This window comes from Allobosea sp. AK1, assembly GCF_006714945.1.
GTDB lineage: Bacteria > Pseudomonadota > Alphaproteobacteria > Rhizobiales > Beijerinckiaceae > Allobosea > Allobosea robiniae.
The window spans coordinates 4623824-4645321 of the sequence record NZ_VFMG01000001.1 but is presented as its reverse complement, the minus strand read 5'-3'; the positions used below and the strand labels follow the sequence as shown (position 1 = coordinate 4645321).

At 66.2% G+C, this 21498-nt stretch carries 17 protein-coding genes and 1 pseudogene; 9 read left to right on the top strand and 9 right to left on the bottom strand.

The window, feature by feature from the left end; genetic code table 11:
* The first annotated feature begins 8 nt into the window (after positions 1-8).
* The 5 genes and pseudogenes from FHT98_RS22255 to FHT98_RS22240 all read left to right on the top strand — a co-directional run bounded on the left by FHT98_RS22255 (position 9) and on the right by FHT98_RS22240 (position 7466).
* Positions 9-1772 carry a hydantoinase B/oxoprolinase family protein gene (locus FHT98_RS22255; RefSeq protein ID WP_142115327.1) on the top strand — a complete coding sequence of 588 codons (1764 nt, stop codon included), beginning with the start codon at positions 9-11 and terminating at the stop codon, positions 1770-1772.
* A gap of 392 nt (positions 1773-2164) precedes the next feature.
* Entirely contained in the window at positions 2165-3736 is a 1572-nt protein-coding gene (locus FHT98_RS22250; protein WP_170843262.1) for an ABC transporter substrate-binding protein, read from the top strand.
* A 26-nt stretch (positions 3737-3762) separates the two neighbouring features.
* The gene (locus FHT98_RS22245) at positions 3763-4716 is read left to right on the top strand and encodes an ABC transporter permease (RefSeq protein ID WP_113587409.1); all 954 of its coding nucleotides are present in this window, start codon (positions 3763-3765) and stop codon (positions 4714-4716) included.
* Positions 4713-5531 (top strand): annotated as a pseudogene (locus FHT98_RS26685) (ABC transporter permease); the annotation flags it as partial. The gene FHT98_RS22245 and the pseudogene FHT98_RS26685, both read left to right, overlap by 4 nt.
* 54 nt (positions 5532-5585) lie before the next feature.
* Entirely contained in the window at positions 5586-7466 is a 1881-nt protein-coding gene (locus FHT98_RS22240) for an ABC transporter ATP-binding protein (RefSeq protein ID WP_465246938.1), read from the top strand.
* Positions 7467-7564: 98 nt separating this feature from the next.
* Here the strand turns inward: FHT98_RS22240 and guaA are convergent, their stop codons facing one another.
* From guaA to FHT98_RS22225, 3 genes are all read right to left on the bottom strand, one after another.
* On the bottom strand, positions 7565-9133 hold the full coding sequence (gene guaA, locus FHT98_RS22235) for a glutamine-hydrolyzing GMP synthase (RefSeq protein ID WP_142115324.1): 1569 nt from the start codon (positions 9131-9133) through the stop codon (positions 7565-7567).
* 69 nt (positions 9134-9202) lie between these two features.
* A complete protein-coding gene (locus tag FHT98_RS22230; RefSeq protein ID WP_142115323.1) occupies positions 9203-9889 on the bottom strand; it encodes an alpha/beta hydrolase in 687 nt (228 codons plus the stop codon).
* Positions 9890-9998: 109 nt separating this feature from the next.
* Positions 9999-11297, bottom strand: coding sequence for an RsmB/NOP family class I SAM-dependent RNA methyltransferase (locus FHT98_RS22225; protein WP_142115322.1), 1299 nt, complete (start codon positions 11295-11297; stop codon positions 9999-10001).
* Positions 11298-11478: 181 nt separating this feature from the next.
* Here FHT98_RS22225 and FHT98_RS26295 point away from each other — a divergent pair, with 181 nt between their 5' ends.
* The 3 genes from FHT98_RS26295 (at position 11479) to FHT98_RS22215 (ending at position 13393) form a co-directional block, all read left to right on the top strand.
* Positions 11479-11616 carry a lipoprotein gene (locus FHT98_RS26295; protein ID WP_170843263.1) on the top strand — a complete coding sequence of 46 codons (138 nt, stop codon included), beginning with the start codon at positions 11479-11481 and terminating at the stop codon, positions 11614-11616.
* A gap of 220 nt (positions 11617-11836) precedes the next feature.
* Positions 11837-12085 carry a DUF6719 family protein gene (locus tag FHT98_RS26760; RefSeq protein ID WP_349236274.1) on the top strand — a complete coding sequence of 83 codons (249 nt, stop codon included), beginning with the start codon at positions 11837-11839 and terminating at the stop codon, positions 12083-12085.
* A 147-nt stretch (positions 12086-12232) separates the two neighbouring features.
* Positions 12233-13393 (top strand): glycerophosphodiester phosphodiesterase, encoded by a 1161-nt coding sequence (locus FHT98_RS22215; RefSeq protein ID WP_142115321.1) that lies wholly within the window; start codon positions 12233-12235, stop codon positions 13391-13393.
* A gap of 84 nt (positions 13394-13477) precedes the next feature.
* Here FHT98_RS22215 and FHT98_RS22210 read toward each other — a convergent pair whose 3' ends face one another.
* The 6 genes from FHT98_RS22210 to FHT98_RS22185 all read right to left on the bottom strand — a co-directional run bounded on the left by FHT98_RS22210 (position 13478) and on the right by FHT98_RS22185 (position 19862).
* The gene (locus FHT98_RS22210) at positions 13478-13759 is read right to left on the bottom strand and encodes a hypothetical protein (RefSeq protein ID WP_061963785.1); all 282 of its coding nucleotides are present in this window, start codon (positions 13757-13759) and stop codon (positions 13478-13480) included.
* A gap of 121 nt (positions 13760-13880) precedes the next feature.
* Positions 13881-14675: an amino acid ABC transporter ATP-binding protein gene (locus FHT98_RS22205; protein WP_377848949.1), complete on the bottom strand. Its 795-nt coding sequence runs from the start codon at positions 14673-14675 to the stop codon at positions 13881-13883.
* Between the two features lie 20 nt (positions 14676-14695).
* Positions 14696-16075, bottom strand: coding sequence for an amino acid ABC transporter permease (locus FHT98_RS22200; protein WP_142115320.1), 1380 nt, complete (start codon positions 16073-16075; stop codon positions 14696-14698).
* 10 nt (positions 16076-16085) lie between these two features.
* Positions 16086-17282, bottom strand: a complete 1197-nt coding sequence (locus tag FHT98_RS22195; protein WP_142115319.1) for an amino acid ABC transporter permease — start codon at positions 17280-17282, stop codon at positions 16086-16088.
* A gap of 372 nt (positions 17283-17654) precedes the next feature.
* The gene (locus tag FHT98_RS22190; protein WP_465246937.1) at positions 17655-18671 is read right to left on the bottom strand and encodes an amino acid ABC transporter substrate-binding protein; all 1017 of its coding nucleotides are present in this window, start codon (positions 18669-18671) and stop codon (positions 17655-17657) included.
* A 168-nt stretch (positions 18672-18839) separates the two neighbouring features.
* The gene (locus FHT98_RS22185) at positions 18840-19862 is read right to left on the bottom strand and encodes an amino acid ABC transporter substrate-binding protein (RefSeq protein WP_061963792.1); all 1023 of its coding nucleotides are present in this window, start codon (positions 19860-19862) and stop codon (positions 18840-18842) included.
* A 264-nt stretch (positions 19863-20126) separates the two neighbouring features.
* On the opposite strand from FHT98_RS22185, the gene metC reads away from it, so the two are divergent.
* A complete protein-coding gene (gene metC, locus FHT98_RS22180) occupies positions 20127-21317 on the top strand; it encodes a cystathionine beta-lyase (RefSeq protein WP_142115317.1) in 1191 nt (396 codons plus the stop codon).
* Positions 21318-21498: the final 181 nt, after the last annotated feature.

Sequence of the window (21498 nt, the reverse complement as noted above, 5' to 3'; positions counted from 1 at the left end):
ACCCGATCATGACGATGCCCAACAGAGCTGCCGGGTCGATCGCCGGTTTCGATGCGATCGCGATGGAGGTCTTCGCCAACCGCCTGCTCTCGATCACCGAGACCATGGCGATCAACATGATGCGCTCGTCCTTCTCGGCGCAGATCAAGGAGCGCCGCGACTTCTCGGTCGGGCTGTTCGACGGCAAGGGCCGGCTGGTGGCGCAAGGGACGCATATCCCGGTTCATCTCGGCTCGCTGATGGGCGTGGTCGAAGGGTTGCTCAAGCGCTATCCGCGTGAGGAGATCCGCCCCGGCGACGCCTTCATCTCCAACGATCCCTATGCCGCCGGCGGCACCCATCTGCCCGATATCGCGGTCGGCACCCCGGTGTTCCAGGGCGATGAGCTGATCGCCTTCGTGGTCAATATCGGCCATCACACCGATGTCGGCGGCGCCGTGCCGGGCTCGACCTCGCCGACGGCCCGCTCGATCTTCGAGGAGGGCCTGCGCCTCCCCGTGATGCGGGTCTGCCGCGAGGGCGAGGTCGACGAGGACCTGCTCAACCTGATCGCGCTGAATTCGCGCCTGCCGGAAGAGCGCCTGCTCGACCTGCGGGTCCAGATCGCGACCAATGCGCGGGGCTCCGATGCGGCGCTGGAACTGGTTCGCAGGATGGGCGTGGACGGCTTCAAGGCGCGCATCCATGACCTTCTCGCCTATACGAAACGCCGGCTCGACCTGCGTATCGCCGGGCTCGCAGCAGGAGCGCCCAGCCGCTTCACGGCCTGGCTCGACGATGACGGCCTGCCCGACGGCGAGATGGTGCCGCTTTGCGCCGCCGTCAGCGTCGAGGAAGGCAAGCTCGTGATCGATCTCACCGGCAGCGGGCCGGAGGCGCGGGGGGCGATCAACATTGCCGAGAACGCGCTCAGGGCCACGGCCTATTACTGCGTCAAGGCGCTGCTCGATCCCGAGCTCATGGCGAATTCCGGCATGATGGATTCGATCGTGCTCAGGGCGCCGGAAGGCACCATCGTCAATCCGCGTTCGCCGGCGCCGGTGGGCTCGCGCACCATCGCCTGCCAGCGCCTCGCCGGCGCGATCTTCGGCGCCTTCCAGCCGCTGGTCGATCCGGACACGCGGATCGCCTCGGCCTATGACGTACTGCCCTCCTTCGGCTTCTCCGGCCACCGCCCCGAGAACGGCAGCTTCTATATCTGCGGCGAGACGGTCGGCGGCGGCGGCGGCGGGCGCTGCGACGGCGACGGCATGGACGGGGTCCATGTCCATGTCACCAACTCGCTCAACCTGCCGACGGAAGCGATGGAGAACGAATTCCCGCTGCATGTGGAGGAATACACATTGGTCCGGGATTCCGCCGGCTGCGGCCGCTGGCGCGGCGGCATGGGCATCGCCCGCACGGTGCGGGCGCTGCATGACAGGACCAATCTCGAAGCGCGCTCGGACCGGCACAAGGCCGGCGCGCCCGGTGCGGAAGGCGGCGGGCATGGCGGCGTGGGCCGCGTCACCCGCAACCCCGGAACGTCGCGCGAGCAGGCGCTTCCCTCGAAGATCGCCCAGCTCCTGATCGACACCGGCGAGACGGTGCGCATCGCCACCCCGGGCGGTGGCGGCTTCGGGAATCCGGCCGAGCGGCCGGTCGCGCTGATCGCAGCCGATCTGCTCAACGACATCATGACCGAAGAGCACGCCCGGACAGGATATGGCGATGCGCTGGTCGACCAGGCCCTGATGCTTCTCCGGGAGGGGCGCAGGAAGTCGGCTGCGTAGCCGGGCGCGATCGCAGGTCCCGCTGCAGCCTCAAGATTCAGCGGGAAAGGCCGGCGTCTCAAGCGAATCCCAACGCACGCCCCGAGCGCCACGGCGCTCGGGCCACGGGCCTGGCTTCGCTGCGAAATCTATAACTTGAAGAATACAAGCCTAGAAATTTCGACTTGGACTTATAGCCTGAAGATGGGGAGGCTGGCTCGGGCGCGGTGGAAAGCCTTGTGCAATGCCGCCGATCCAGTCGGCTCGCAGCCTCGGAGGGGCGCTTCGGGCCCACAGGCGGAAAAATGCCCCGCCGATGTCAACCGGAGCCGGACGGGCTCATCCGCAATGGAATGTTGGTCCTGCAGTTCGGCAGCCATGCAATTCCAACGAAAACAAAAAGGGAGAGGGTTATGGCGAACAATCGAAGCACGTCGGACGGACGGCATTTCGCGACGGACCGTCGTCAATTCCTGCAGGGTAGTGCCGCGCTCGGTGCCGGCCTGCTCGTTCCCGCAGCCTTGTCGAAGGCCGCAAACGCAGCCGCCCCCGGTACGATCACCTATGCGTTGTCGGCCTATCCGCCGAACCTGCGCCCGTTCGACTGGTCCGGCCAGGCGGCGGTGACGGTCAAGGCCCTGCTGTTCCGCGGGCTCCTCTGCTTCGACGAGAAGGGGGCGGTGCAGCCCGAACTCGCCGAATCCTGGGAGCAGCCCGACTCCAGGACCTATCGCTTCAAGCTCCGCCCGAACGCGACCTTCCAGAACGGCAAGCCGGTCACCGCCGAAGACGTCAAGGCCTCGTTCGATGCCATCCGCGGCGAGAAGTCCACGGCCTATGTCCGCCAGGCCTTCCAGGCGGTCGAGACGATCGCAGTCGAGGATCCGAAGACGGTCCGCATCGTGCTCAAGCAGCCGACGCCCTCCTTCATCCTGGCGCTGGCCGGACAGATGGCGCCGATCGTCTTCGCCGGAAAGATGGACAATCCCGATGCCATGATCGGCGCCGGCCCCTACAGGCTGGAAAATTCCGAAAAGGGCGTATCGCTGACCTTCAAGGCGAGGACCGATTTCTACCGGCCCGGCCAGCCCGCGACCGAGACCGTCCGCTTCGTCGCCTATCCCGATGACAGCCTGCGCATCGCGGCCCTGAACGCCGGCGACGTCGACATCATCGAATATGTCCCGTGGCAGAGCATGAAGGGCCTCTCGCAGACCAAGGGGCTGACGCTCCAGAACTCGCTCGGCTCGTTCATGTACGTGGTCTTCAACCTGAAGGAGGGTCCGTTCACCGATCCGAAGGTGCGCCGCGCCGTGGCTCACGCCGTCAAGCGCGAGGACATCGTCAAGGCGGCCTTCTTCGGCGCCGGCAAGGTCCTGGACGGCGTGCCGCTGCCAGCCGGCTCGCCCTACGCCGTCCCCGAGCTCGAGCATCTCTGGCCCTATGATCCCGACCGCGCCCGGAGCCTGCTGAAGGAGGCCGGCGCCCAGAACGTCCAGGCGACGCTGCTGGCGACCAGCACCTACGGCTTCCACAAGGACATCGCCGAGATCATGCAGCAGCATCTGGCGGCTGTCGGCATGCAGGTGAAGCTCAGCTTGCCGGAATGGGGCGTCCGGGTCAGCCAGGGCAATGAGGGGCGCTATCATTTCGCCGTCAATGGCGGTGGGCCGGACCTCGGCGATCCCGATGATCTGACCGCCTTCTTCGGCTCCGGCTCCGATTCCTATCGCCGTTCCTTCGGCCTGTCGGACCCCAAGCTCGACGAATTGCTGAACAGGGGCCGCCACGAGAGCGACACCGCCACCCGCGTGAAGATCTATGCGGAGCTGCAGCGTGCGGTCGCCGACAGCGTTCCCGTCACCTTCCTCAATTTCCGGGCGCAGGGCTGGGGCGTGCGCGACCGGGTCAAGGGCTTCAAGGTGCTGTCGGACCAGATGAACAATCAGGTCGGCATGGCCTTCGACACCGCCTCGGTCAGCTGAGCGGGCAGAGGGCACAGAGCCGCATCATGCTCGCTTACATTGTGAAAAGGTGCGCGGTGGCCGCCGTGATGATCTTCATGGTCGCCACCGCCGTGTTCATGATCCTGCATGTCGTGCCGGGTGATCCGGTCGAGGTCATGCTTTCGGCCGATGGCGGCAAGCCCGACCCCGCCGTCGCGGCCGAACTGCGCACGCGCCTCGGCCTCGACCGCCCGCTCGCGGAGCAGTATGCGAGCTATCTGTCGCGCCTGGCGCGCGGCGATCTCGGCAGGAGCTTCCTCGACAACGAGCCGGTCCTGAAGAACATCGCGCAGCGCCTGCCGCGCACGCTCGAATTGATCGGCGCGGCGACGATCCTGTCCCTGCTCGTGGGAATCCCGCTCGGCGTGCTGGCCGCACGCAACCGGGGTCGCGGGATCGACCGGGTGCTGGGCACCGCGACGAGCCTCGCCTTGTCGGTGCCGACCTTCGTGCTCGGCACCCTGTTCATCCTGGTCTTCGCGCTGCTGCTGCGCATCGCGCCGGCCGGCGGATTCGTGCCGTTCAGCCAGTCCCCGGCGACGCATCTCACGCTGCTGCTGATGCCGGCGACAGCGGTCGCCGTCGGATTGTCGGCGATCATCATCCGCATGACGCGCTCGACCGTGCTCGACGTGCTCCAGCAGGACTGGGTGCGCACGGCGCGGGCGAAAGGCCTGCGGGAACCGCGCGTCCTGCGCCGCCATGTCGTGCGCAATGCGCTGGGGCCCGTCCTGACGGTGACCGGCCTCCAGATGGGCTCGATGCTCGGCGGCACCGTGCTCGTCGAGTTCATCTTCAACTGGCCGGGCATGAGCGGCTTCCTCGTCCGGGCCGTCGAGCACCGGGACTATCCCGAGGTCCAGGGGGTGGTGCTCGTCACAGCGACGCTCTTCATCCTGCTCAATCTCGTCGTCGACGTGCTTTATTCGGTTCTCGATCCGCAGGTGCGCGCGTCATGAACGGCTTGCTCACCCTGTGGCGGAATCCCAAGGCGCGCCATCTCGCGCCATCGCTGATCGCGCTTTTCATCCTGATCCTGATCGCCGTCCTGGCGCCGGTGATCGCTCCCTACGACCCCCTGACCCTGGATATCGGCGGGCGGCTGGCACCGCCCTCGGTCGAACATTGGCTGGGGCAGGACGAGTTCGGCCGCGACGTCCTGAGCCGGCTGCTCTACGGCGCGCAGGTCTCGCTCAGCGTTGCTCTCGCGACCGGCGCGGTGGCGGCCCTCGTCGGCGTCAGCGCCGGCATGATCGGCGGCTATTTCGGCGGCATCGCCGAGGTGCTCACCGTCCGCACGGCGGAGTTCATGCTGTCCTTCCCGCCGATCCTGCTGGCCCTACTCGTCATCGCCCTGACCGGCCCCGGCACGGCAACGCTGATCGTCACGCTCTCGGTCTTCTATGCGCCGGAATTCGCCCGGATCGCCTATGGCGAGGTCCGCGCCGTCAGGCAGAAGGAATATGTCGAGGCAATGCGCGCCATCGGGGCAGGCCCGTCCCGCATCCTGCGGCGGACGATCCTGCCCAACATCGCCGCGCCGCTCTTCGTGCAGTTCTCGCTGGTGGTCGCCTCGGCGATCGTGGTCGAGTCCGGACTGAGCTTCCTCGGGCTCGGCATCGTGCCGCCGACGCCGTCCTGGGGCCTGATGATCCGCGGTGCGCGCGCCTATCTGGAGATCAATCCGCTCGGCCTGGTCTGGCCCTGCGCCGCGCTGGTGACGACGATCTTCATCGTCAACGCGCTCTGCGACGCGGTGCGCGACGTGTTCGACCCCCGCACGACCAAGCTGAAGGGCCTGCCCGAGGACAAGGAAGGCACGAGCGACCTGCAGGGTCGCAGCGACGTCCGCCTTCCAGAGGGCGTCCAGCTCTCCGTGGCGGGGTTGCGGACCGAGTTCGCCACGCCGAACGGCGCCGTGGCCGCGGTGAAGGACATCTCCTTCGATCTCAGGCGCGGCGAGACGCTGGCGGTGGTCGGCGAATCCGGTTCCGGCAAATCGGTCACCAGCCTGTCGATCATGGGGCTGCTGCCGAAGGGCGTCGCGCGGGTCACCGGCGGGCGGATCGCCTTCGCGGCGAAATCGGGCCAGACCTACGACCTGGCCGATCTCCCGGACGAGACGGCCTGCTCGCTGCGCGGCAGCGATATCGCCATGATCTTCCAGGAGCCGATGACCAGCCTCAACCCGGTCTACCGGATCGGCGACCAGATCGCCGAGGCCATCCTGGCGCATCGGGATTGCTCGCAGGCGGAAGCGCGCAGGCTCGCCCTGGAGATGCTGCGCAAGGTCCGCATCTCGGACCCGGAGCGCCGCCTCGACCAGTTCCCCTTCGAATTGTCGGGAGGGATGCGCCAGCGCGTGATGATCGCGCTCGCCTTGGCCTGCAAGCCGAAGCTCCTGATCGCCGACGAGCCGACCACGGCGCTCGATGTCACGATCCAGGCGCAGATCCTCGAGCTCATCAAGGATCTCCAGAAGGAAGAGGGCATGGCGATCCTCTTCGTCACCCACGACATGGGCGTGGTTGCCGAGATCGCCGACCGGACCGTCGTCATGTTCAATGGCGAGGCGGTCGAAGCCGGGACCACCGCCGAGATCTTCCGGCGGCCGCAGCATCCCTACACCAAGGCGCTACTCGCCGCGGTTCCGAAGCTCGGCGCCATGAACGGCCGCGAACGGCCGATGCGCTTCCCGATCGTGGATCGCAGCACCGGCACGTCTGATATTCCGACGGAGGTTCCAGACACCGTCAGGGACCAGGAGCGCCCTCTCCTTCAGGTCAGCAATCTGACGACGCGCTTCCCGATCCGCTCCGCCATTCGCGGCCGGATCACGGGGCGTGTGCACGCGGTCGAGAACGTCTCCTTCGACCTCCGCGCGGGCGAGACCCTGGCGCTGGTCGGGGAATCCGGCTGCGGCAAGTCGACCACGGGCCGCTCCCTGCTGCGGCTGATCGAGCCGGAATCCGGCTCGATCCTGCTCGACGGCGTGGACATGCTAAAGCTGGGCGCCGACGAACTGCGCGAACAGCGCCGACGCATCCAAATGATCTTCCAGGACCCGTTCGGCAGCCTCAACCCGCGCGAGACAGTCGGCAGGGCGATCGCCGAGCCGCTCGTCATCCACGGCCTCGCCACGCCGGCCAAGGCCCGGGACAAGGTCGCGGACCTGCTGGAGCGGGTCGGGCTGCAGACCGACATGGCCCGCCGCTATCCTCACGAATTCTCGGGAGGGCAACGCCAGCGCATCTGCATCGCCCGCGCATTGGCGCTCGAACCGCGCCTGATCGTCGCCGACGAATCCGTTTCGGCGCTGGATGTGTCGGTCAAGGCGCAGGTGGTGAACCTGATGCTCGACCTGCAGGCCCAGATGGGGCTGAGCTACGTGTTCATCTCGCATGACATGGCGGTGGTGGAGCGTGTCAGCCACCGTGTGGCGGTGATGTATCTCGGCGAGATCGTCGAGATCGGACCCCGTGCCGCGATCTTCGGCAGTCCGCAGCATCCCTATACCAAACGGCTGCTCGCCGCGGTGCCGGTCGCGGACCCGGAGCGTCGCCACCAACCGCGGCCCGTCTCCGACGCCGAGATCAGAAGCCCGATCAGGCCGGCCGATTTCGAACCTCCGATCCGCCAGTACCGGACAGTCTCGCCCGGGCACTCGGTCATGATCTGGGGAGACGAGTGGGCGCGCGACGCAACATAGTTGCTCCGGCCCCGCTCGTCGCGGCAGGCGCCCTATCCGGCTTCAATGCGTTGGAGCGTGCTCCAGCGCAATCTTGAAGACGCCCGGAGCGGCCTGGGTCACTCCCACTCGATCGTGCCGGGCGGCTTGCTCGTCACGTCGTAGACGACGCGGTTGATGCCCTTGACCTCGTTGATGATCCGGGTCGCGGCGCGGCCGAGGAAGTTCATGTCGAAGGGATAGAAATCCGCGGTCATGCCGTCGACCGAGGTCACGGCGCGCAGCGCGCAGACATGGTCATAGGTGCGGTAATCGCCCATCACGCCGACGGTTCGCACCGGCAGCAGCACGGCGAAGGCCTGCCAGATCACGTCGTAGAGGCCGGCCTTGCGGATCTCGTCGAGATAGATCGCATCCGCCTTGCGCAGGATGTCGAGCTTCTCCCTGGTGATCTCGCCGGGGCAGCGGATGGCGAGGCCCGGCCCCGGGAAGGGATGGCGGCCGACGAAGGCCTCGGGCAGGCCGAGCTCGCGGCCGAGCACGCGAACCTCGTCCTTGAACAGCTCGCGCAGCGGCTCGACGAGCTTCATCTTCATGCGCTCGGGCAGGCCGCCGACATTGTGGTGGCTCTTGATCGTGACCGAAGGACCGCCGGAGAAGGAGACGCTCTCGATCACGTCGGGATAGAGCGTGCCCTGCGCCAGGAAATCGGCGCCGCCGAGCTTGGCGGCTTCGGCATCGAAGACATCGATGAAGAGCCGGCCGATGGTCTTGCGCTTGGCTTCCGGATCGGCGCCGCACTTGGCAAGTTCGGAGAGGAAAAGCTCTTCGGCTTCAACATGAACCAGCGGGATGTTGTAGTGATCCTTGAACAGGCGGACGACCTCCTCGGCCTCGTTCATCCGCATCAGACCATGGTCGACGAAAACACAGGTGAGCTGGTCGCCGATCGCCTCGTGGATCAGCACCGCCGCCACGGCGGAATCGACGCCACCGGAGAGCCCGCAGATGACGCGGCCGGTGCCGACCTGCTCCTTGATCTTCTTCTGCATCTCGGAGCGATAGGCCGACATGCTCCAGTCCGGCTTGCAGCCGCAGATCTCGACGACGAAGTTGCGCAGCAGCTTGCCGCCATCGGGGGTATGGACCACCTCGGGGTGGAACATCGTCGAGTAGAAACGGCGCTCCTCGTCGCTCGCCACGGCATAGGGGGCGTTCTCGGAGGTCGCCTTGACGGTGAAACCGGCCGGGAGCTGCGTGACCCGGTCGCCATGGCTCATCCAGACCGGATAGCGGCCGCCCTGCTCCCAGACACCTTCGAACAGCGCCGAGGGCGTGACGATCTCGACATCGGCGCGGCCGAATTCGGCAGCATGCCCGCCCTCGACCTTGCCGCCGAGCTGATGCGCCATGGTCTGCTGGCCGTAGCAGATGCCCATCAGGGGAATGTTCGCGCTGAAGACCGCTTCTGGCGCGCGGGGGCTGCCCTCGTCCGGCACCGAAGCGGGGCCTCCCGAGAAGATCACGCCCTTTGGCTTCATGCGGGCGAAGGCCTCGGAAGCGGACTGGAACGGGGCGATCTCGCAATAGACGCCGATCTCGCGGATACGCCGCGCGATGAGCTGCGTCACCTGCGAGCCGAAATCGATGATGAGGATGGAGTCGTGATGGGGCTGAGCGCTCGTCATCGCGTTCCGTTAATGGATCGCGCGGGCGCGCGCAACGGGGCCGCGCCCGAACGCATGGCGGCCCTACCGCTAGGCCTTGGCGGCATCCTCGATCAGGTCAGAAATCTCGGCCGGGCGCGAGGCGAGCGAGGCGTGGCTGGCATCGAGCCTCAGGGTCTTCTGCGGACGCATGCGCTCCGCCATCATCTTCTGGTTTTCCGGGGCGATCATCCGGTCGGCGGTCGAGATCTGGTACCAGTTCGGCTTCTTCTTCCAGGCCGGGGCCGTCACGGTGTCGCCGAAGGTCGAGCCGAGCGGCGCCTTCTGCGCGATCGCCATCACCAGGGCTTCATCGGCCGAGAGATCCTGGCAGAAGCTCTCGTGGAACTTGTCCGGCTTGATCCAGAGATAGCCGTCGCTATCCGGTGCGATGTTGGGGAAGGCCTGCGGCGGCCTGGCCTGGCTGATACCGCCCGCGCTTTCGCCGGCATCGGGCGCGAAGGCCGCAATGAAGACCAGCGCCTTGACGTTCGGCAGGTCACCCATCTCGGTGATGACCTTGCCGCCATAGGAATGGCCGACGAGCACGACGGGGCCTGCGATCTGCCGCACCATCTTGCGGGTGCGCTCGGCGTCATCCGCCAGCGAGGTCAGCGGATTCTCGACGGCGTGAAGATCGGCATGGCCGCGTCGCGACAATTCGAGAATGACCTTCGACCAGTGGGCGGCCCCGCCCCAGAAGCCATGAACCAGAACGATCGCGGGCTTGTTGGGCATGTCACCATCTCCCATCCCGGCCGGGGAAGGTCCCGGCCGAACACGTCGCCGAGTGGAAACCTCGCAGAGTTTCAGCGCAGTGTCGATGCGGAAGCGCAGCCGCTAACGCTCACGCGTTGCGCGTCAGGCAGGCCAGATAGAACCCATCCGTGCCGGTGCGCCGCGGCGAGAGCTGCAGGCCGTGGGTGGTGGCGAAGCGGGCGAGCAGGGAGAAGTCGCTTTCGGCGCCCCTGAGCACGTCGATCGGCGCGATTGCGGAGAAGCTCGCATGCTTGGCGAGAAAGGCGCGGATGGCCTCGTCGTTCTCCTCCGGCAGCACCGAGCAGGTGATGTAGGCGATGCGGCCGCCCGGCTTCACCAGCCTGGCGGCGCGGGCCAGCACCTCGGCCTGGTCCTTGATGCGCTCGGCCAGTGCGCCCGGGCGCACGCGCCATTTCGCATCCGGGTTACGCCGCCAGGTGCCGGAGCCGGTGCAAGGCGCGTCGACCAGGACGAGATCGACCTGTCCGGCGATATCGGCGAAGGGCTCGTGGCCGCGCGAGCGGGGAATGCGAACCTCGACGATGCCGGCGCCCGAGCGGGCGAGCCGGTCATGCAGGGGCGCGAGGCGGCGGCTGTCGAGATCGGTGGCGTAGAGGCTGCCGCGATTGGCCATCAACGCCGCGAGCGCCAGCGTCTTGCCCCCTGCCCCGGCACAGAGGTCGATCACGGTCTGGCCGGGCCGGGCACCGGCGAGCAGCGTCACCAGTTGCGAGCCCTCGTCCTGGATCTCGAAAGCGCCAGCGAAGAAGCCGGGCTCGGTCTGCAGCGAAGGGCCGCGCCCGTCATGGCCAGGCTGGAAACGCAGCGCATCCGGAGACCAGGGTCCCTGCTCCGGCTCAAGATGGGCCAGATCGTTCAACACGGCGTCCCTGCCCGCCTTCAGGCGATTGACGCGCAGATCGATCGGCGCGCGCGCGGCCAGCGCCTCGCCCTCAGCGATGGCGACCTCGCCCAATCCCGCGCGGAAAGAAGGCCAGAGCCATTCCGGCACGTCGGCCTGCACCCATTCGGGCGCGCCCTCGACCGAGAAAGCGGTGAGAAGCGCGGTCTCGTCGTCGCTCAAGGGTTCCGGCGCGTGGTTTTCGCCAGAGCAGAGGTCCGCGATCTCCGCGACGCCGAGGCCGCGCAAACCCGCGAGCATGCCGAGGACGAGCGCACGCGGCGTCTCCGACGCCATCGCATAGCCGGAGGAGGCCTTGCGGCGGAGCGCATCATAGACCAGCGAGGCGATGGCGGCGCGGTCCTTGGAGCCGGCGAAACGGCGCGACAGGCCCCAGTCCTTCAGGGAATCGGAGGCCGGCCGGCGGCGCTCGACGATATCCTGGAGTACCTCGATGGCGGCACTGATCCGGGCGGCTGGGGTCATGACGCTTCAATCCTGGCGCCGGACGCATTCCGGAACACCGCAAAGACGGAGTCGAACGAATTTCGACCGATTCAAGCATGACGCAGGGACATGAAGACCCCATTGCCACACTCTTGACGCGGTCGTTCCACAAGCGGAAAGACGATGCAACCGCATGTCGCGGCCATTGGGATACACACACATGAAAAGCGCCAGCCGCATCGTCATCCTGAGCCTCGTCGCGCTCGGCCTCGCCGCCTGCGCCACCCAGCAGCCGGACTACACCCCGCCGGCCTCCAAGCGCCTCGACGCCAAGACGACCCTCGAGAACCGCCGCTGAGATTTCGCGGAGCGGCAAAGGCTGGCTGCGTCGAAGCGGCCGGCCGATCCCGCTCGCATCGGCAATCGCACCAAAACCCGCGCCGGCTTCTGCCGGGGCGGGTTTTTATATGGGCGACGCGATCGGTAGAAGACCCGCGGCACGCGGCCGCTCAACTTTCGGCCAACTGTCATCGGGACAGCGCCGATGCTAGCCTTCCACCAAGGTGGAGGAACGGTCGATGATACGCTTCGGGGCTCTCTCGCTAGCTCTTCTATCGTTCGCGCTGGCAGATGCGGCGGCAGCCCAGCAGATCTATCGCCACGAGCCGGCCAAAGGGCTGATCCGAGCCGGTCAAAAGATACTGGTCGATGACGGCAGATGCCCGCGAGGACAGATCCTCGAGGTGACCGGCGGCACAAATCCAGGCCTCAGGGCCCGGCAAGGCCAATCGACGGAGCGTGAACGTCGTTGCATTCCGCGCGGTTGAGCGGCGACAGTTTCGACCAGATGCCGCGCCACACGCTTCCGCGCGGCGCCCCAGACCCGCCCCAGATTCACTAAGCGCCAGCCTTCATGGCGGCGTCATATCCGCCGACCTAAGTTCGCCGGCATTTCCGCAAGACCGGGTCAGGCCATGACAAAGAACTTCCTTCTCTCGACCACGCTCCTTGCCGCGCTGTCCTTCCAGGCACCGGTCGCGCTTGCGCAGGCGGCTCCGACGCTGTCCGGCCAGAAGCCGCTCGTCATCGCCCATCGCGGCGCCAGCGGCTACCTGCCCGAGCATACGATCGAGGGCTACAAGCTCGCGATCGAGCAGGGCGCCGACTTCATCGAGCCGGACCTCGTCTCGACCAGGGACGGCGTGCTCGTCGTCCGCCACGAGCCGATGCTATCAGGCACGACCGATGTCGCGGATCGCCCGGAATTCGCCAATCGCAAGACCACGCGCAAGGTCGACGGCGTCGACACCACCGACTGGTTCGCCAATGACTTCACCGCCGCCGAGATCAAGACGCTGAAGGCGAAGCAGGCCTTCGCCGATCGCGACCAATCGCATAACGGCCAATACCAGATCCCGACCTTCCAGGAGGTGATCGACCTCGCCAAGGCCGAAAGCACCCGCACCGGCCGCACCATCGGGATCTATCCGGAGACCAAGCACCCGACCTATCACGCCGCGCTCGGCCTCGCCTTCGAGGACAAACTGCTCGACATGCTCAAGGCGGCCGGCTGGACCGACAAGACCGCGCCGGTCTTCATCCAGAGCTTCGAGACCGCGAACCTCAAATACCTGCGCCCGAAGACGCAATTGCGCCTCGTCCAGCTCGTCGACGGCGACGGCGTCGACAAGGACGGCAAGGTCACGCTCGCCGCTCCCTTCGACCGCCCCTATGATTTCGCCGTGCTCGGCGACAAGCGGACCTTCCAGGACATGCTCTCGGCCGAGGGCCTGAAGGAGATCGCGACCTATGCCGACGGCGTCGGCCCCTGGAAGCCCTATCTGATCGGCTCCAAGCAGACGATCGGCGCCGACGGCAAGCCACAGGATCTCAACGGCGACGGCGCCATCGACGAGCGCGACCGCACGCTGATCGCCCCGACCAATGTCGTGAAGGACGCCCATGCCGCCGGCCTGCTGGTCCATAGCTGGACCTTCCGCAGCGAGCCGAAGCGGCTGACCTCCGACTTCAAGGGAGAGGCTGGCGCCGAATACAAGGCCTTCTTCGCGCTCGGCCTCGACGGCCTGTTCTCGGACTTCCCCGACCAGGCCGTGAAGGCGCGTGACGGCAAGTAAGCCCGATCTTGGCAGAAGGCCCGCGACGCTCGGCGTCGCGGGCCTTCTCATGGGCAGATGTCGCGCCTTCCGGCACGGCTGAACTCAATCGCAGACGCGGGTCGTCCGGCGCACGACCCCGCGCGGGGTCTCGCGCTCGGTCGTCACGGTGCGGCAGTCGCGGCGCGAATTCGCACGGCGCCATTCACGCTCGCGATGACGATCGTACCGGTCGCGCCGCTCCTCGCGGATTTCGCGATCGATGGCCCGCTCGCGCGGCGAGCGCGTATCGACGCTGACGCCGCCGGGGCCGACATTGATCGACTGGGCATAGGCTCCGCCACTCATCAGAAGCGCGACGAGCAGGGCAGGAACAAGACGTTTCATGACGTATCCTCCGTTCCCGTCACCAACCGGTTACGCAAGGATTCGTTCCGACATCCCCTGAAACGCAAAACGCGCCGGCGAGAGCCGACGCGTTGGCAATCGATGACGGAAGCGCCTGCCCTCAGTGCAGGATCTGCGAGAGGAAGAGCTTGGTGCGCTCGTGCTGCGGGTTCTTGAAGAACTCGTTCGGGGTGTTCATCTCGACGATCTGGCCGGCATCCATGAAGATGACGCGGTCGGCGACCTGGCGGGCGAAGCCCATCTCGTGGGTGACGCAGAGCATGGTCATGCCCTCGTCGGCCAGCGAGACCATGGTGTCGAGCACCTCCTTGACCATCTCGGGATCGAGCGCCGAGGTCGGCTCGTCGAACAGCATGATCTTCGGGCTCATGCAGAGAGAGCGGGCGATCGCGACGCGCTGCTGCTGGCCGCCCGAGAGCTGGCCCGGATATTTATGGGCCTGCTCGGGGATTTTGACGCGCTTGAGATAGTGCATGCCGATCTCCTCGGCATCCTTCTTGGGCATCTTGCGCACCCAGATCGGCGCCAGCGTCAGGTTCTCGAGGATCGTCAGATGCGGGAACAGGTTGAAGTGCTGGAAGACCATGCCGACGTCGCGGCGGATCTCGTCGATCTTCTTGAGATCGTTGGTGAGCTCCGTGCCATCGACGATGATCTGGCCCTTCTGATGCTCCTCCAGCCGGTTGATGCAGCGGATCATCGTCGACTTGCCCGAGCCGGACGGGCCGCAGATGACCAGCTTCTCGCCGCGGCTGACCTTCAGGTTGATGTCGCGCAGCACATGGAACTCGCCGTACCACTTGTTGACGCCGATCATCTCGACCGCCGTCGCCGTGTTTAGCGAGGTCTGCTTCAGGGCCGCGGGGCGGGAGTCGGTCGTCTTGGTTTCTGCCATTGCCATGGTTGTCGTCCCTCTCAACGTTTTTGGCCGGCGGCGAGGCGCTTCTCGACCGCGATCGAGTAGCGCGACATCCCCCAGCAGCACAGGAAATAGAAGATGGCGGCGAAGGCGTAACCTGTCGACCGTGTCGTCGGCGTCGCCCAGGTCGGATCGATCAGCGTCGCCTCGATGGTGCGCAGGAAGTCGAAGATGCCGACGATGGTGACCAGCGTCGTATCCTTGAACAGCCCGATGAAGGTGTTGACGATGCCGGGGATTACGATCCGCAGCGCCTGCGGCAGGATGATCAGGCGCATCATCTGCCAGTAGCCGAGGCCGAGCGACATCGCGCCCTCGTACTGGCCCTTCGGCATCGCCTGCAGGCCGCCGCGCACCACCTCCGCCATATAGGCGGCGGCGAAGAGCGCGACGCCGATCAGCGGCCGCAGCAAACGGTCCGGCGAATATTCCTGCGGCACGAAGAGCGGCAGCATGGTGTTCGCCATGAACAGCACCGTGATCAGCGGCACGCCGCGCACGAACTCGATGAAGATCACCGAGAGCAGCTGGATCGCCGGCAGCTTGGAGCGGCGGCCGAGCGCCAACAGCACGCCGAGTGGCAGCGAGAAGACGATGCCGACCGCCGAGATCAGGAAGGTGACGGTCATGCCGCCCCAGAGGCCGGTATCGACGCGCGGCAGCCCGACCTTGTCGGCGAGCACCGCCAGGAGCCCGAAGACGACGAGCGAGATCAGGATCAGGCGCTTGGGCCGGTAGAAGCGCTGCCAGGCCGGCATGGCCTCCTCGACCGCGAGCTGGCCCTCGCCGATCCAGAACTTCATCAGCCCCGGTGCGAAGGAGAGCACCAGATAGAGCACCGCCAGCGCGAAGGTGACGAGGATCAGGAAGCGCAGGAAGCTCTCCGCGCGCTCGCCGCCAAGCAGCAGGATGAAGGCGCTCGCCGGCATGATGACGAAGAAGAAGAAGAAGCCGACCTTCTTCAGCGGCATCTTGTTCCAGAGCAGCCAGACCACGCCGAGCGCGAACATCGCGAAGACGATGTTGACCCGCCAGCGCTCCGCCACCGGATAGGAGCCGTAGATGAAGTACTGGGTGCGGTCCGCGATATAGGCCCAGCAGGCGCCGACCGGGCGGCCGACCTTGTCGGCGAGGCAGGCATCGCGGTTCGTGCCGGTCCAGACCGCATCGAGGAAGTAGAAGCGGATCATCCCCGGAACCGTGTCGATCACCAGCCAGACGCAGAGCAGCGTCAGGATGATATTGAGCGGGCTCGAGAACAGGTTCGTCCTGATCCAGGCCAGCGGGCCGGCGACGGAGAGCGGTGCCGGCTCCTGCTCGAGGGTTTCCCTGCGGACGAAGGCGTAGGGCGCGTTTTCGGTTGTTGCGTCGGTCATCGCGCGGCCCTCACCGTTCCACCAGCGCCATGCGCTTGTTGTAGATGTTCATGAACAGCGATGTCACCAGCGAGATCGTCAGATAGACCGCCATCGTGATCGCCACGACCTCGACTGCCTGGCCGGTCTGGTTCAGCACCGTGCCGGTGAAGACCTGAACGAGATCGGGATAGCCGATCGCGACCGCCAGCGACGAGTTCTTGGTCAGGTTGAGGTAGTTGGAGGTCAGCGGCGGGATGATGACGCGCATCGCCTGCGGAATGACGACGAGCTTCAGCGTCGGCCCGTTGCGCAGGCCCAGCGCATGGGCGGCCTCGGTCTGCCCTTTCGACACCGCGAGGATGCCGGCGCGCACGACCTCCGCGATGAAGCCGGCCGTATAGGTCGTCAGGCCGATCAGCAGCGCGACGAATTCCGGGAAGATCTGGACACCCCCGCGCAGATTGAAGCCGGCGAGTTCGGGATAGACGAAGGTGACCGGCCGGCCCAGGACGAAATAGATCAGCGCCGGCACGACCACGATCAGGGCGAGCGCGACCCAGCCGATCGGATATTGCCTGCCGGTCGCGGCCTGCTGCTTGTGCGCCCAGGAGCGGAAGATGAAGGTGGCGACGAGACCGATCAGGAACGCCCATATGATCAGGCTGCCGCCGGGACCCAGGTGCGGATCGGGAAGGTAGAGGCCGCGATTGTTGAGCAGCGCTCCAGCCGGCAGCTCGATGGACTGGCGCGGGTTCGGCAGCGGCTTCAGCACTGCGTTGTACCAGAAGAACAGCTGGAGCAGCAGCGGGATGTTGCGGATGACCTCGACATAGATCATCGCCAGCTTGGAGATGACCCAGTTGTTCGACAGCCGGGCGACACCGACGAAGAAGCCGAGGAAGGTCGCAAAGATGATGCCGAGCCCGGCGACCAGCAGCGTGTTCAACAGGCCGACGATGAATGCGTCGCCATAGGTCGAGCCGCCCGCGGCCGAGAACGGGATCAGCTTCTGGTTGATGTCGAAGCCGGCGGCGTTGTGCCAGAAGCCGAAGCCGGAGGCGATCTTCTGCGCGCGCAGGTTCTCGATCGCGTTCGAAGCCGCCGACCAGATCAGGAAGACGACGATCGCCACCAGAGCGGCCTGATAGACATAGCCCCGGACCTTCGGGTCGTAGAATAACGACGCCTTGCCGGGTGATACCTGTTCGCTCGGAATGCTCGACACCTGTCACGCCCTTTTTGTTTCGCTTGTCGTGGCCGGCGATCCTGCAGCGGTGCGGTTGCGCTGCGGTCGTCTTGTTGTCCGTGCCACTCTTCTGGTTTTGCGAACGGCGCCCGGCCGGCAGGCCGCGCGCCCTTCCCTCACGTCCCGGTCCGGCGCAGCGCGTTGCTCTGCGACAGGTATCCGGCACCGGCGGCCGCCGGCGCGATGATGTTCCTCATGCGGTTCCCCTGTTCGGAGCGGGTTCGTCCCGCCCTCGGCCAGCCAGCAAGCTTCGCGCCAACCGGCGCGACCCCTGCCTCGATTCCTTCGTCTCGCACAGGGCTGCCTCGCCCTGTGCCGTCATCTTTCGAACCGGCTGCCCGCCGGTCGTCTTCAGCGGATCGGCGGAGCGTATTGCAGGCCCCCCTTGGTCCACAGCGCATTCTGGCCACGTTCGATCTTCAGAGGCGAGTCCCGACCGAGATTTCGCTCAAAAGATTCACCATAATTGCCGACATGGCGAACGATGCGATAGGCCCAGTCGCGATCCAGGCCGAGTGCCTCGCCGAAATGACCCTCCAGGCCGAGCAGCCGGCGGACGTCAGGCCGCTCCGAGGCCCGCATGGAATCGACATTGCCCTGGCCCACGCCCAACTCTTCGGCATCGACCATGGCGAAGAGCGTCCACTTCACCAGGTCGAACCATTGGTCGTCGCCATGGCGGACGGCGGGGCCGAGCGGCTCCTTCGAGATCGTTTCGGGCAGGATGACGTGCTCCTGCGGCGCTGCCAGCTTCATCCGCTGGATCGCGAGCCCGGCCCGGTCATAGGCATAGGCGTCGCAGCGGCCGCTGGCATAGGCGTCGACGGTCTCCTCGCTGCCCTTGAAGGTGACGATCTCATATTTCAGGCCGTGGCTGCGAAAGAAGTCGGCAACATTGAGCTCGGTCGTGGTGCCCTGTTCGGTGCAGACGGACGAGCCGGCAAGCTGCAAGGCAGAAGTCAGGCCGAGCCTGGCACGAACCATGAAGCCTTCGCCGCCATAGAAATTGATGCCGGTGAAGTTGAGACCGAGTGCGGTATCGCGCGCCATCGACCAGGTCGAGGTGCGTGACAGGAGATCGACCTCGCCCGTCTGGAGCGCGGTGAAGCGGTCCTTCGACAGGAGGGGAATGAATTTCACCTTCTCGGGATCGTCGAAGATCGCGGCCGCGACGGCCCGGCAGAGATCGACATCGAAACCGGTCCAGCGCCCCTGCCTGTCGGGAATGGAAAACCCCGCCAGCGAAGGAGCCACGCCGCAGATGACGGCGCCGCGATGCCTGACCTGCTCCAGCAGGCCGCCGGCTGGCGCCGCTCGTCCACAGTCGGGCGCGAGGGCGGCCATGGCGGCCAATACCAGCGCAAGGATGGTCGGCATCCCGGCCTTTCCCATGGCGGAGTCAGACCCGGGTGACAGCGGCGGCGACACCACCCGGCAATCGACGTTCAGATGATCGCGGCCGATCAACGAGGACCGCTTCGGCGAGCGCATGCGAGAACGGGGCGCCGGTCAGACAACCGGCGCCCCGCATGCCTCTCAGCGAACCGGCGGGGCGTATTGCAGGCCGCCCTTGGTCCAGAGACCGTTCTGGCCGCGGGCGATCTTGAGCAGCGAGCCCTGGCCCACGTTGCGCTCGAAGGATTCGCCGTAGTTGCCGACATGCTTGACGATGCGGACGACCCAGTCCGGCGTCAGGCCGATCTGCTCGCCGAACTTGCCCTCGGTGCCGAGCAGACGCTTGATCTCGGGGTTCTCGGACTTCAGCTGCTGGTCGACATTCGCCTGGGTGACGCCGAGCTCCTCGGCGTTCAGCATGGCAAAATGGGTCCACTTCACCAGGTTGAACCACTGCGGGTCGTTGTTGCGGACGGAGGGGCCGAGCGGCTCCTTCGAGATGATCTCCGGCAGAACGAGATGCTCGTCGGGGTTCGTCAGCTTCAGGCGTTCGGCATAGAGGCCCGAGGCGTCGGTGGTGAAGGCGTCGCAGCGACCGGCATCGTAAGCCTTGACCGTCTCGTCCGAGGTCGCGAAGGCGACGACTTCGTACTTGAGGTTGTTGGCGCGGAAATAGTCAGCGAGGTTGAGCTCGGTCGTGGTGCCCTGCTGGGTGCAGACCGACGCGCCCGAAAGCTGCAGCGCCGAATTCACGCCGAGCTTCTTGCGGACCAGGAAGCCCTGGCCGTCATAATAGTTCACGCCGGTGAAGAGCAGGCCGAGCGAGGCGTCGCGCGTCATCGTCCAGGTCGAGTTGCGGACGAGCACGTCGACTTCGCCCGACTGGAGCGCGGTGAAGCGATCCTTGGCCGAGAGCGGGATGAACTTCACCTTGCTGGGATCGTTGAAGATCGTCGCGGCGATGGCACGGCAAAGATCGACGTCGAGCCCCTTCCAGTTGCCCTGCGCATCCGGCACGCCGAAGCCGGCGAGGCCGGTGTTCGAGCCGCAGTTGAGAATGCCGCGCTGCTTGACCTGCGCCAGCGTGGCCTGGGCCGAAGCCCCCGTCGCGGACATCGCCAGGCCGATGCCTGCTGCAAGGGCGGCTGCTACAAACTTCTTCATCGGTACTCTCCCGTTGGAACCCCTGTCCGGCTGATGCCGGAAGATTTGTCTGGTCCCGCCGCCGGCGGCTTTTTCGCCGCTCGGTTCATCCCGCTTTCGCGCGGCGTCCCCATATCATCGCGTCGATTGCCAGAGCGACTCATGAGCGTCAAGCAACCGCCATACGCATGAGCCGCCCCTTGTTCGCTGCATATATCACATGCGAGTTTGTGGGGAGTGGTCAAGCCCGGCCACAATTTTTCCGTTTTTTGGCCGTGCCTTTCCATGAAAAAGCTGACTTCGCCTGAATTTGCGCGCCTCGGCGAGCGCACGCGCCTCGTCCTGGCAGGCCGCGACCCCGCCGACAGCTACGGGTTTGTCAATCCGCCTATCGTACGAGGCTCGACGGTGGTCTATCCGAACACCGAGGACTTCCTGGTGCGCAAGGCGCGCTACACCTACGGCACGGACGGCAACCCGACGATCGACGCGCTGATCGCCGCCGCCAACACGATCGAGGGCGGCGCGGGCGTCGTCGTGACGCCATCGGGCCTGATGGCCTGCACACTTGCCTTTCTCGCCATGCTCTCGGCCGGCGATCACGTTCTGGTGACGGACAGCGTCTACCGGCCGACGCGGATCTTCTGCGATACCTTCCTGAAGCGGATGGGCGTCGAGACGACCTATTACGACCCGCTGGTCGGCGCCGACATCGCCAAGCTGTTCAAGCCGAACACCAGGGCGATCTGGACCGAGGCTCCGGGCTCGCAGACCTTCGAGATGCAGGATATCCCGGCCATCGTGGCGGCTGCGCATGAGCGCGACATTCTCGTCGCGATGGACAACACCTGGGCGACGCCGCTGTTCTTCGATGCCCATGGCTTCGGCGTCGACCTCTCCGTGCAGGCTGGTACCAAATATTACGCCGCCCATTCCGACGTGCTGATCGGCACCGTCTCGGCCCGCACGCCGGAGCTGTTCAAGGCGTTGCGCGCAACCTGGGGCCAGCTCGGCCTGATCATCGCCCCGGAAGACGCCTTCCTGACGCTGCGTGGCATGCGCACGATGGCCATCCGCCTGAAGGAGCAGATGCCGGCCGGCATCGCCATGGCGGAATGGCTGCGCGCGCGGCCCGAGGTCGCTCAGGTCCTGCACCCTGCCCTGCCGGGCGCGCCCGGGCACGAGATCTGGAAGCGCGATTTCACCGGCGCCTCCTCGCTCTTCACCTTCGAATTGAAACCGGTCTCGATGAAAGCCGTCGGCGCGATGCTGGACGGGCTGACGCTGTTCGGGATCGGCGCGTCCTGGGGCGGCTATGAGAGCCTCGTCCTGCCCTTCGACTGCAAGAGCTATCGCACTGCGACCGAGCCCGGCTTCAAGGGGCCGACGATCCGCATCCATATCGGGCTGGAGGACATCGAGGACCTCAAGGCCGATCTCGATGCCGGCTTCGCGCGGTTGCGGGCGGTCGGCTGAGCGTGGGCCACCCGGCCGTCATTCCCGGGCGAAGCGCAGCTTCGACCCGAGAACCTCTGGACGAAAAGGCGCCGGAACCTCCGGCGTCATTGCGAGCGCAGCGAAGCAATCCAGGGCGGCGGAGCTCTACGACCCCTGGATTGCTTCGCCGCTTCGCTCCTCGCAATGACGGCAGGGGAAG

Excerpts from the sequence above, each read along its gene's own strand:
- FHT98_RS22255 (WP_142115327.1), top strand. The coding sequence starts at position 9 with ATGACGATGCCCAACAGAGCTGCCGGGTCGATCGCCGGTTTCGATGCG.
- FHT98_RS22250 (WP_170843262.1), top strand. The coding sequence starts at position 2,165 with ATGGCGAACAATCGAAGCACGTCGGACGGACGGCATTTCGCGACGGAC.
- FHT98_RS22245 (WP_113587409.1), top strand. The coding sequence starts at position 3,763 with ATGCTCGCTTACATTGTGAAAAGGTGCGCGGTGGCCGCCGTGATGATC.
- guaA (WP_142115324.1), bottom strand. The coding sequence starts at position 9,133 with ATGACGAGCGCTCAGCCCCATCACGACTCCATCCTCATCATCGATTTC.
- FHT98_RS22230 (WP_142115323.1), bottom strand. The coding sequence starts at position 9,889 with ATGCCCAACAAGCCCGCGATCGTTCTGGTTCATGGCTTCTGGGGCGGG.
- FHT98_RS22225 (WP_142115322.1), bottom strand. The coding sequence starts at position 11,297 with ATGACCCCAGCCGCCCGGATCAGTGCCGCCATCGAGGTACTCCAGGAT.
- FHT98_RS26295 (WP_170843263.1), top strand. The coding sequence starts at position 11,479 with ATGAAAAGCGCCAGCCGCATCGTCATCCTGAGCCTCGTCGCGCTCGGC.
- FHT98_RS26760 (WP_349236274.1), top strand. The coding sequence starts at position 11,837 with ATGATACGCTTCGGGGCTCTCTCGCTAGCTCTTCTATCGTTCGCGCTG.
- FHT98_RS22215 (WP_142115321.1), top strand. The coding sequence starts at position 12,233 with ATGACAAAGAACTTCCTTCTCTCGACCACGCTCCTTGCCGCGCTGTCC.
- FHT98_RS22210 (WP_061963785.1), bottom strand. The coding sequence starts at position 13,759 with ATGAAACGTCTTGTTCCTGCCCTGCTCGTCGCGCTTCTGATGAGTGGC.
- FHT98_RS22205 (WP_377848949.1), bottom strand. The coding sequence starts at position 14,675 with ATGGCAGAAACCAAGACGACCGACTCCCGCCCCGCGGCCCTGAAGCAG.
- FHT98_RS22200 (WP_142115320.1), bottom strand. The coding sequence starts at position 16,075 with ATGACCGACGCAACAACCGAAAACGCGCCCTACGCCTTCGTCCGCAGG.
- FHT98_RS22185 (WP_061963792.1), bottom strand. The coding sequence starts at position 19,862 with ATGAAGAAGTTTGTAGCAGCCGCCCTTGCAGCAGGCATCGGCCTGGCG.
- metC (WP_142115317.1), top strand. The coding sequence starts at position 20,127 with ATGAAAAAGCTGACTTCGCCTGAATTTGCGCGCCTCGGCGAGCGCACG.